The 10,354-nt window shown below is 43.7% G+C and carries 10 protein-coding genes; all 10 read right to left on the bottom strand.

The window, feature by feature from the left end:
* Window positions 1–506 precede the first annotated feature (506 nt).
* On the bottom strand, window positions 507–1,988 hold the full coding sequence (gene lysS / locus IEW67_RS12390) for a lysine--tRNA ligase (RefSeq protein ID WP_188633393.1): 1,482 nt from the start codon (window positions 1,986–1,988) through the stop codon (window positions 507–509).
* Between the two features lie 100 nt (window positions 1,989–2,088).
* Window positions 2,089–2,316 carry a helix-turn-helix domain-containing protein gene (locus IEW67_RS12385; protein WP_188633392.1) on the bottom strand — a complete coding sequence of 76 codons (228 nt, stop codon included), beginning with the start codon at window positions 2,314–2,316 and terminating at the stop codon, window positions 2,089–2,091.
* Window positions 2,286–2,801, bottom strand: a complete 516-nt coding sequence (gene folK / locus IEW67_RS12380) for a 2-amino-4-hydroxy-6-hydroxymethyldihydropteridine diphosphokinase (RefSeq protein WP_188633391.1) — start codon at window positions 2,799–2,801, stop codon at window positions 2,286–2,288. The genes IEW67_RS12385 and folK overlap by 31 nt, the downstream gene beginning before the upstream one ends.
* The gene (gene folB, locus IEW67_RS12375; protein WP_188633390.1) at window positions 2,798–3,163 is read right to left on the bottom strand and encodes a dihydroneopterin aldolase; all 366 of its coding nucleotides are present in this window, start codon (window positions 3,161–3,163) and stop codon (window positions 2,798–2,800) included. Before folB ends, folK begins: the two co-directional genes overlap by 4 nt.
* Entirely contained in the window at window positions 3,156–3,989 is an 834-nt protein-coding gene (gene folP / locus IEW67_RS12370) for a dihydropteroate synthase (RefSeq protein ID WP_188633389.1), read from the bottom strand. The genes folB and folP overlap by 8 nt, the downstream gene beginning before the upstream one ends.
* A gap of 117 nt (window positions 3,990–4,106) precedes the next feature.
* On the bottom strand, window positions 4,107–5,033 hold the full coding sequence (cysK, locus tag IEW67_RS12365; RefSeq protein ID WP_188633388.1) for a cysteine synthase A: 927 nt from the start codon (window positions 5,031–5,033) through the stop codon (window positions 4,107–4,109).
* A 79-nt stretch (window positions 5,034–5,112) separates the two neighbouring features.
* On the bottom strand, window positions 5,113–6,012 hold the full coding sequence (locus IEW67_RS12360) for a peptidylprolyl isomerase (RefSeq protein ID WP_188633387.1): 900 nt from the start codon (window positions 6,010–6,012) through the stop codon (window positions 5,113–5,115).
* 37 nt (window positions 6,013–6,049) lie between these two features.
* A complete protein-coding gene (gene hslO, locus IEW67_RS12355; RefSeq protein WP_308430734.1) occupies window positions 6,050–6,925 on the bottom strand; it encodes an Hsp33 family molecular chaperone HslO in 876 nt (291 codons plus the stop codon).
* Between the two features lie 29 nt (window positions 6,926–6,954).
* Window positions 6,955–7,737, bottom strand: coding sequence for a type III pantothenate kinase (locus IEW67_RS12350; RefSeq protein WP_188633386.1), 783 nt, complete (start codon window positions 7,735–7,737; stop codon window positions 6,955–6,957).
* A 515-nt stretch (window positions 7,738–8,252) separates the two neighbouring features.
* Window positions 8,253–10,292: an ATP-dependent zinc metalloprotease FtsH gene (gene ftsH, locus IEW67_RS12345; protein ID WP_188633385.1), complete on the bottom strand. Its 2,040-nt coding sequence runs from the start codon at window positions 10,290–10,292 to the stop codon at window positions 8,253–8,255.
* Window positions 10,293–10,354: the final 62 nt, after the last annotated feature.

Below are 10,354 nucleotides of genomic sequence, written 5' to 3'. Positions count from 1 at the left end.
ATGGCTTTCTTGCCAAAAAATCCATTCAGGGGTTGATGGCCCTTTCGTCAAAACAAACGTTCCGACGAATGGCCGCTTACCTCTGACATCTTTGTCATACTGGTTGTTTCGTTCAGTTTTCAAGGAGCAAATTTTACGTCGTCTTTTTGACAGCGACTTAATTAATATACCATCTTTCACAGTTGAAGTCAACAACTTTTTTAATTCCAGTTGTTTTGTTTTCGGTTGAAGTTGCGTTTGTTTTTGCAACGATTAATAATGTACCACGTTTATTCCCTTGAATCAATAGCAAATAAACAAAAAAATAATTGGATATTTCATCCAGTTTTAACAAGAACATATGATTCGCCGTTTAATTTAGCATAAACAGTATATTTGGCTGACCCCACTACAGCACCTTAATCATATTAAAGGGTGAAGCGGGGCCAGAGCCAGCAATTATACAATGACAAGTTTGTTGTTTGCTGCCATTAAAACATAGATAGCAAAACGAATTGTTATACATACTATTTATTACGCATTTGCGGGAATAGCAGTACATCCCGTATAGAAGGGGAATTAGTCAGGAGCATTACCAGCCGGTCTATTCCTATACCGAGTCCACCTGTAGGCGGCATGCCATATTCCAATGCTTCCAGAAAGTCTTCGTCCATTAAGTGTGCCTCATCATTCCCGGCATCTCGTTCTCTCACCTGAGCTTCAAACCGTTCACGCTGATCAATCGGATCATTTAATTCGCTAAAGGCATTCGCATGTTCACGGCCGACTATGAACAATTCGAAACGGTCTGTAAACCTGTCATCCTCTTCGTTGCGCTTGGCAAGCGGGGATATTTCTACCGGGTGGCCAAAAATGAACGTTGGTTGTACCAGGGATTCTTCAACTTTTTGTTCAAAAAATTCGTTGAGAATATGACCATATGTCATGTTATCTTCAACCGCAACACCGTTTTCTTTGGCTAGTTCCATTGCTTGTTCATCACTCATCTCAGGCCAAAAGTCAACGCCGGTATAGTCTTTGACGGCATCAACAATATGCATTCGTCGCCATACGGGCTCCAGGTTTATTTCGTTATCACCATAGTGAATCGTCATACTGCCAAGCACTTCATCCGCTATATGGGAAATAAGACTTTCCGTCAGCGTCATGATGTCATGAAAATCTGCATAAGCTTCATACAGTTCCATCATGGTAAATTCCGGGTTGTGACGTGTAGATACACCCTCATTTCGGAAAACACGTCCTATTTCATAAACTTTCTCCATACCCCCGACAATTAACCGTTTCAAATGCAGTTCAATCGCAATCCGCATATACAACGGGGTCTCCAGTGCATTATGATATGTTTCAAATGGCCGTGCAGCCGCACCTCCCGGAATACCGTGCATCATCGGGGTTTCCACTTCCAGAAACCCTTGTCCATCCAGATGGCGGCGCATTGATTGAATGATCTTACTGCGTAAAATAAATGTTTCTTTGCTGTCCGGGTTGGTGATCAAATCCAGATAGCGCTGACGATAGCGTTGCTCGACGTCTTTCAGGCCATGATATTTCTCAGGCAATGGACGCAATGACTTGGTTAATAGAGTAAACGTCATGGCTTTTACCGACAATTCGCCAACTTTTGTCTTGAACATCACACCTGACACACCAACAATGTCACCCATATCAGCAGACTGAAAAATTTCGTAAGCTTCGTCACCGATCATATCTTTTCGGACATATATTTGAATCTGGCCACTCAAGTCCTGCACGTGGGCAAATCCTGCTTTTCCTTTGCCGCGTTTTGTCATGACACGGCCTGCAATGGTCACATTATCTTCCTTTTGCTCCAATTCTTCTTTGGAGAACTGATCATACATACTGTTTAGATCAGTTGCATAATGCGTTCTGTTAAATTTCCCGCCGAACGGATTCACATCTTTTTCATGATAAAAATCAAGTTTTTCGCGCCGTACCCGCATATGATCATTTAATTCTTCTGTCACATTAATCACTCCATTTAATACGGCCGGCTCCGTTTTTTTTAAAAGAACCTGCCGTTCAGTAATAAGCAGTCCTGTTTTTTACCACGAATCAGGAAAGAAACTATTCTTTCTCATTGCCCACAGTCGTTTCATCCTGCAACTCACCTTTTGAAACACGCAATTGGTCAGCTATCTGCTGCAGCAATTCATCCGAAGCTTGCCGCTTCCCGCGTTCGACATCACCAAGGTTAATAACAGGCATATCCAATTGTTTTGCCAGTCCAGCCTGTGTATATCCCTTTAGCTTGCGGAATGCCTTTATTCTTCTGCCAAGTCTATGTCTGTCCATCGTTGTACATCCTTTAGGTCGCTTTCAGGAAGTGTTTTTATATAATCCGCCGCATATTTATGATCCGCTGCCGGGATAGCCAAATTGGGGGCAATTTCATCAAGCGGGATAAGCACAAAAGCTCGCTCATGCATACGTGGATGCGGAAGGATTAATCGTTCTGTTTCTCTATTTTCCTGATTGTATATCAAAATGTCAAGGTCGATTGTGCGCGGCCCAAAGCGGATTTTCCGCCGTCTGTTCAACTGTTTCTCGATATCTTGACAGACATCCAGTAGCTCCAGCGGCAAAAGGGAGGTTTCCAATTCAATAACCATATTCAAAAAATCTGCCTGTTCTATATAGCCGACGGGCGCTGTCTTATAAACGGATGATTTTTTAATGATGGTAATCTGGCGATGGCTTTCCAATGCTTCCAAGGCTTTTGCCAGGTATTTGTTCCGCGGTTCAATGTTTGACCCCAGGGCAAGGTAAATATTTTTCATGCTTGTCGCTCCCGAGAGATTTCCACGCCAACAGACTGATAATGACCCTGTATCGGCGGGTCAGGTTTGGTCACCCTTAATCTGCATGCTTCGAGCAAGTCAAAAGCGCGAAACAGTTCATCCGCGATGTCCTCAGCTATTGCCTCCACCAAGTTTTTCGGTTTGCCTTCCACAATGTCTTTGACAACATTGTAAACCTTACTATAATCAATGGAATCATTCATATTGTCCGAACGGCTTGATGTTTTCAAATCAAGCATCAATTCAACATCAACATAGAATCGCTGCCCAAGTACGTTCTCTTCCGAAAATAAACCATGATACCCATAGAATGCCATCTGATTCAGCAAAATTTTATCCAAGGCCCTCAACCCCTCTCTTACCTAACATTGTGTCCATCATTTTCGCCAGTTCGGTGTGCACTTTCACATTATGCACCCGAACAATCTGGACACCTTTTGTGATGCCCAGACATGTTGTTGCCCCCGTTCCATTATCCCGCTCATTAGCCGGAACATCCAGAATTTTGCCGATAAAAGATTTGCGTGAGGCACCCAGCAAGATAGGATGATTCAGTTCATGAAATTCTTCCAAATGATTCATAACCGTCAGATTATCAGCTGATGTTTTGGCAAATCCGATGCCGGGATCAAGCACGATATTCTCCGGTGCAATGCCTGCCCCCACGGCAATATCGACGCTTTTCTGCAGGTCCTGTTTCATATCAGGAATTAATGAGGTATAGTTTCTGTTTGTGCGGTTATGCATTAAAATAATCGGTATGTTGTAGTCAGCGGCAACATGCGCTATGTCAGGTTCCCGCTTGGCACCCCACACATCATTGATAATCTCAGCACCTGCGTCAACTGCTTGTCTTGCTGTCTCGGCTTTATATGTGTCGACAGAAATCGGAATCGTGATATTCTCCTTAACTGCCCGAATCACCGGCAAAATGCGATTGATTTCTTCTTCCTTGGAGATGGGTTCGTGATCCGGCCGGGTAGACTCTCCGCCGATATCAATCATATCAGCACCCTCTTCCTCCATTAAAATGGCCTGCTTAACTGCACGTTCAACCGTTGTGAAACTGCCGCCATCTGAAAATGAATCAGGTGTTACGTTCAGTATTCCCATAATATGTGTCCGTTCATCTAATTGAAATGTTCTGGAATCAGTCATTAATTTCATCCTGTACCTTCTTTCAAATTACGAATCACTTCTAAAACATCATTCACATCGTACCACACCATTAAAAAAAGGACTAGCACCAAAAAGTATCAGGTGCCAGCCTCAGAATTTCCTCATTTATTTCTCATCATATTGGTAGAGTGGTGTAGACAGGTAGCGCTCACCATTATCCGGAATGATCGCGAGCACTTTTTTACCTTCCCCTAACTGTTTGGCAGCCTTTTTAGCCGCGGCTACAGCTGCACCAGCCGAAATACCGCCTAAGATGCCTTCCTCTCTGGCAACTTCACGGGATGTTTGGAAGGCTTCATCATTGGAAACCCGGATGACATCATCATAAAGCTTCGTATCCAGAATCTTAGGCACAAACCCCGCGCCAAGCCCCTGAATTTTATGCGGTCCTGGTGAATCCCCGGAAAGAACAGCGGAATCATCCGGTTCAACAGCATAAAGTTTCACATTTTTAAAATGATTTTTCAGAACCTTGCCGGCACCAGTGATGGTTCCGCCAGTTCCGATACCGGAAACAAACGCATCAAGCCCGTCACTCATCTGCTTCACAATTTCTTGCCCGGTTGTTCGGGCATGCACTTCCGTGTTGGCTTCGTTGTTAAACTGCTGCGGCATGAAATAGCCATTTTCTTTTTGGAGTTCTTCAGCCTTTTTAATCGCACCCTTCATAGCATCCGCCCCAGGTGTCAATACTAATTCAGCGCCGTATGCGCGCAATAAGTTACGGCGTTCCTTACTCATCGTATCAGGCATAACCAGAATTGCCTTATACCCTTTTGCAGCAGCAACCATCGCCAGGCCAATACCGGTATTCCCGCTTGTCGGCTCAATAATCGTGTCGCCTTCTTTTAACTCGCCCTCTTTTTCTGCCGCTTCAATCATCGATAAGGCAATCCGATCCTTCACAGAACTGCCCGGGTTCATGAATTCAAGTTTTAAATAAATAGCAGCACTGTCCTTCTCAGCCGAATGATTTAACTTTACAATGGGTGTTTCTCCAATGAGGTCGGTTATATTATCGGCAACTCTCATCTTAATTCCTCCCAATTCCAAGTATTTTAATAGGATTTATATTTAATGTACGTTTTAATCGAAAAAATGTCAATAAAATTTATTCGTCATAAATCCAGTTCGTCTCCAGCTCATCCCATAATACTTCGGCTGATAATGGCTGATTCATTTGATTTATCGCCAGTTCACGTTCCACATATGGTTTTATCTCGTCATAATTAAATGTGACAGAAGGGAGTTTGCGATGAAGATAAACAATTGCTATCCCGGCGTTTGTTTCAAATGGATCGCTGAATGAACGTTCCGCCATGTTTTTAATTTTATCCAAATAACCTTCAGGCCAAAATTGGCTGGTATTCACCAAAAAACCTAAATAACCGCCATTATCCCTAGTTTCCTCATCTATTGAATACTCCTGTGCCAGCAGATTGAATGATGCGCCTTCCTCAAGCTCAGATATCACTCTGGAGGCTGTCTTCATATTAGATACCACAATATGGGAAACCTGCGATGAGGCCTTAAAATCATATTGTCGCTTATAATCTTCATAATAGTTTTTGACTTTTTCATCCGGTATATCTATATCAGCTGTCAGCAAAGCTTCCAATAAGTAGCGGTATTGAATATCCTTGCGCCATTGTTCCTCTTTGTTCTTGGTCTCTTCCTTGGTCATGACACCCTGCATCGTCGTCAGCTGTGCGACTTCCCGCGCGATGATTTTATCGTCAATGGTCACGTTGTTTTCTTCAGCCAGCTGCCGTACCACACGCTGGTTCATCATGCTTTTCAGCTGCCTTTTCCCGTGACTTTCTCGTAATGTAAGCATCCATTCATTATACGAAATCGTCCCATTACCCACAGAAGCAACCGGGTCCCTCTGGTTGATTTGGTTATTATTATGATCAAGCGATACGGTCTCATCCTGTTGCCACAATATGAGAGTTGCAATATTTGTCATAATCAGAATGGCAATCATAGCCCAGAGAAGTTTTCTTTGCATCGGCTGCTCCTTTCCGCTTCAACAATTTGAGTGCGGTTTAAACAGGATCTTTCAGCTCTTTCAGCTCCTGTTCAGAAAGATGGTAAACCTCATTACAAAAATGGCATGTTGCTTCGGCTCCGTGGTCCTCGTCTATCATGCTCTGAATTTCCTCTCTGCCAAGCCCTTTAATCGCTTGTTCGATGCGTTCTTTGGAACATTTGCATTGAAAACGGACTGGCAGACGTCCATGTATCGTTATTTCTTCATTTCCAAAAAGCCGCTCAAGCATTTGTTCAGGTGTGTTTCCTTCCCGAATTAAGGTTGAGATGGCCGGAAAGTTCTGAATTTGTTCCTCTAGACGCGTGATCACCTCTTCGTCGGCACCAGGCATCACTTGGACGATAAAACCGCCGGATGCCATTATGCTAAGATCAGGATTAACTAACACCCCGGCTCCGACTGCAGAGGGAACCTGTTCAGAGTTCGCAAAGTAGTAAGTAAAGTCATCACCGATCTCGCCGGATACGATTGGAACCTGACCCGTAAAATGTTCTTTCAGGCCCAAATCTTTAACGACACTGAGGTTTCCTCCTGTACCCACTGCTCTCGCAACATCCAGCTTTCCTTTGTTATTCAAATCAAAGTCAACGTGCGGATTTGTCACATAACCACGCACATCCCCGGTTGAATCACTGTCAGTAATGATTGCACCAATTGGTCCGTCCCCTTCGAATTTTACTGTAAGCGAATCATCGCCTTTCAGCATCGCCCCCATCATCGCACTGATTGTGATTGTCCGGCCCAGGGCTGCAGAGGCAGTCGCCCAAGTATCCTGGCGTCTTCTGGCTTCTTCAACCGTATTTGTCGAGCTGATAGCGTATGCTCGAATCTTTCCGTCATATGCAGTTGCTCTTAACAGGTAATCCATCATGTTATATGCTTCATCTCCTTTAAAACTCACTATAAATCTTCCGTCTGCACATTTTGTTTGTAAATCAGATGTAGTCCTTTTAATGTTAAATACTTATCGGCATAATCAATCGTTTCAGAGGCTTTTGTGAATAACGATGCAAGGCCACCGGTAGCTATGACAATCGGTTTTGTGCCCATTTCTTGCTTCATCCGTTTGACAATCCCGTCAACCTGTGCCACATAGCCGTAAAACACACCGGACTGCATCGCATCTTCCGTGGTACGGCCGATAACACTTTCAGGAGCGTCCAATTCAATTTTTGGCAGTTTTGACGCCTTACTGTTCAATGCTTCCATGGATATCAGAATTCCTGGTGTAATCAAACCGCCATGATAAGCTTTTTCTTGATTAATGTAGCAAAAGGTCGTGGCTGTTCCAAAATCAATAATAATCAGCGGAGCTCCATATTCCTTAATGGCCCCGACTGCATTCACAATACGATCAGCACCGATTTCTTTTGGATTTGGATACGCCATCTTCAAGTAAGAATGAACAGACTCTTTACCAATGATAAGCGGCTCAAGATGAAAATATTTGGTGCACATTTTTTCGAGCGAGAACATCATCGGCGGTACGACAGATGAAATGATTACCCCACTTATATCCGAAAACGAAAGATCCTCATGTTCCAGCAGTGTTTTAACAAGAACAGCATAATCATCCTCCGTTTTATGCCGATCCGTCTTAATGCGCCACTCGTGGATTAATGATTCGTCCTTAAAAACTCCCAGAACCGTATTTGTATTTCCTGCATCGAGCACAAAAAGCATTGATAACCAAACCTTCCTGTATTCCTTTTCTATCTTTTCACTATATCATAAAGTGAAACTTCATTCAGTGGGGACGTTTTTTCCCACTGAATGTTAGTTGAACAAATCAGGCATTTAGGGACAGTTATGCGACGTAGTTTGGCGGATTACTGTCCTTTAAATGCGTGGAAAAGTGAAACTTCATTCAGTGGGGACGTTTTTTCCCACTGAATGTTAGTTGAACAAATCAGGCATTTAGGGACAGTTATGCGACGTAGTTTGGCGGATTACTGTCCTTTAAATGCATGGAAAAGTGAAACTTCATTCAGTGGGGACGTTTTTTCCCCACTGAATGTTAGTTGAACAAATCAGGCATTTAGGGACAGTTATGCGACGTAGTTTGGCGGATTACTGTCCTTTAAATGCGTGGAAAAGTGAAACTTCATTCAGTGGGGACGTTTTTTCCCTCCTCCCCATTGTCTATCCGAAAACAAAAATCAGCCTCTCACTTTCATGAGAGGCTGCCAATTTTTACTTTATTCCTTTTTATCATCCGAATCAGAGGAAGAATCTTGTTTGTCGTTCTTTTCTTTCCTCTTTTCCTCTAACTCTTTTTCCGCCCGGCTCTTCGCTTCATCATACGATTCCGGCTCAGATTCTTTATCATGCTTCGACTGAATGTTCACCTTGACATCTTCATTATCGCCAGCATCTTCTGAAGTTGTCTTTCCGCTTTGCTTATCATCTTCTTCAGGCTCAGGAAGCACACCATCTTCAAACAATGATTTAATCTGTTTTCTTTCCAACGTTTCAACATCAAGCAATGTTTGAGCCATCAATTCCAGCTTATCCTTGTTCTCAGTAAGTATCCTCTTGGCACGATCATAGCAGTAATTGATAAAGCTTTGCATTTCTTTATCGATTTCATATGCAATCGTATCACTGTAATTTTGATCGTTTTGGATATCACGGCCAAGAAATACTTCCCCGCCGCCGCTTGTAAACTGCAGCGGACCAATTTTATCACTCATGCCGTATTCCGTGATCATCTTGCGTACAATGTTGGTCGCCTGCTGAAAGTCATTATGAGCTCCTGTACTCACTTCACCGAACATCACTTCTTCAGCGACTCGGCCGCCCAATAATCCAGTAACTTTATCGAAAAGTTCCGGTTTGGTTATGAAAGACCGGTCTTCTTTTGGCAACTGAATGGCATAACCGCCTGCCTGACCGCGCGGAACAATCGTCACTTTATGAACTTCATCCGCATTCTCCAGTACCAGGCCAATAATGGTATGCCCGCTTTCATGGTGGGCAACAATGTCGCGTTCCTTCTTGGAAATAACTTTACTCCTCTTGGCAGGTCCAACAATAACCCGATCAATGGCTTCGTCCACATCTTCCATGCCGATTTTATCTTTATCAAAGCGCGCGGCAACAAGCGCCGCTTCATTCAGCAGATTCTCCAAGTCAGCACCGGTGAATCCCGGTGTACGACGTGCAATCGTCTCGAGATCAATCGTATTATCAAAAGGTTTATCCCGTGCATGCACTTCCAACACTTCTTCACGGCCTTTGACATCCGGACGGTTAACCGTAATCTGGCGGTCAAAACGTCCCGGACGCAAGAGAGCAGGGTCAAGAATATCCGGACGGTTTGTTGCAGCAATGATAATAATACCTTCATTGATACCAAACCCATCCATTTCAACGAGTAATTGGTTCAATGTTTGCTCGCGTTCATCGTGTCCGCCGCCTAAACCGGCACCGCGCTGGCGACCGACAGCATCGATTTCATCGATGAAGATGATACATGGCGAGTTTTTCTTGGCATTCTCAAATAAATCACGCACACGGGATGCACCTACACCTACAAACATCTCCACGAAATCCGAACCACTGATTGAGAAGAAGGGTGTACCTGCTTCCCCCGCAACGGCACGCGCCAATAATGTTTTACCTGTTCCCGGAGGTCCTACAAGGAGCACCCCTTTAGGGATCTTAGCCCCAACTGATGAAAACTTGCGAGGATCCTTCAGAAAATCAACGACTTCCACGAGTTCCTGTTTCTCTTCGTCTGCTCCGGCAACATCTTTAAATCGAACTTTTTTATTATCTTCACTGACCATTTTCGCCTTATTTTTGCCAAAGTTCATGACACGGCCACCGCCGCCTCCTTGAGCCTGGCTTAAAATAAAGAAGAAAAACAGTCCTAATATAAGAAATGGTATGATAGTTGTCAGAAAGGTTACCCAGCCGCTTGGTTGTTCCTCTTCTGCTACCTTAAACGTACTTTGACCATCAGCCTGTTTTCTAATTTCCGAAATAATATCCGTGGTGTCGGGAACTTGTGCGACGAATTGTTCGCCCTCACCCGTTTCACCGGTGATGCGCATGATGCCGTTAGCCGGCTGCATGGTCATCTTATCGATTTGCCCTTCCTTTAATGTGTCCATGAATTCCTGCACATCATATTGTTCTCTTTGCTCATTTTGTCCATTAAATACTCCTATGACGCCTATGACGACCAGAAATATTAGCAGATAGAATATAACATTTCTAAATATCCGGTTCATTCCTTACCTCCTCCAAGCGGGAAAACTACAAACAATAGTACCATATGAAAAAGTAGCGATAC

The sequence above is a fragment of the Lentibacillus kapialis genome (genome assembly GCF_014646635.1).
Lineage (GTDB): Bacteria > Bacillota > Bacilli > Bacillales > Amphibacillaceae > Lentibacillus > Lentibacillus kapialis.
This window is presented reverse-complemented; position numbering and strand designations above follow the sequence as displayed.

What these genes read in the sequence shown, in the direction of transcription:
- hslO (WP_308430734.1), bottom strand. Translation starts at nt 6,925, where the DNA reads ATGATGGATTACCTGTTAAGAGCAACTGCATATGACGGAAAGATTCGA.
- folP (WP_188633389.1), bottom strand. Translation starts at nt 3,989, where the DNA reads ATGAAATTAATGACTGATTCCAGAACATTTCAATTAGATGAACGGACA.
- folK (WP_188633391.1), bottom strand. Translation starts at nt 2,801, where the DNA reads ATGAAAAATATTTACCTTGCCCTGGGGTCAAACATTGAACCGCGGAAC.
- cysK (WP_188633388.1), bottom strand. Translation starts at nt 5,033, where the DNA reads ATGAGAGTTGCCGATAATATAACCGACCTCATTGGAGAAACACCCATT.
- ftsH (WP_188633385.1), bottom strand. Translation starts at nt 10,292, where the DNA reads ATGAACCGGATATTTAGAAATGTTATATTCTATCTGCTAATATTTCTG.
- IEW67_RS12360 (WP_188633387.1), bottom strand. Translation starts at nt 6,012, where the DNA reads ATGCAAAGAAAACTTCTCTGGGCTATGATTGCCATTCTGATTATGACA.
- IEW67_RS12350 (WP_188633386.1), bottom strand. Translation starts at nt 7,737, where the DNA reads ATGCTTTTTGTGCTCGATGCAGGAAATACAAATACGGTTCTGGGAGTT.
- IEW67_RS12385 (WP_188633392.1), bottom strand. Translation starts at nt 2,316, where the DNA reads ATGGACAGACATAGACTTGGCAGAAGAATAAAGGCATTCCGCAAGCTA.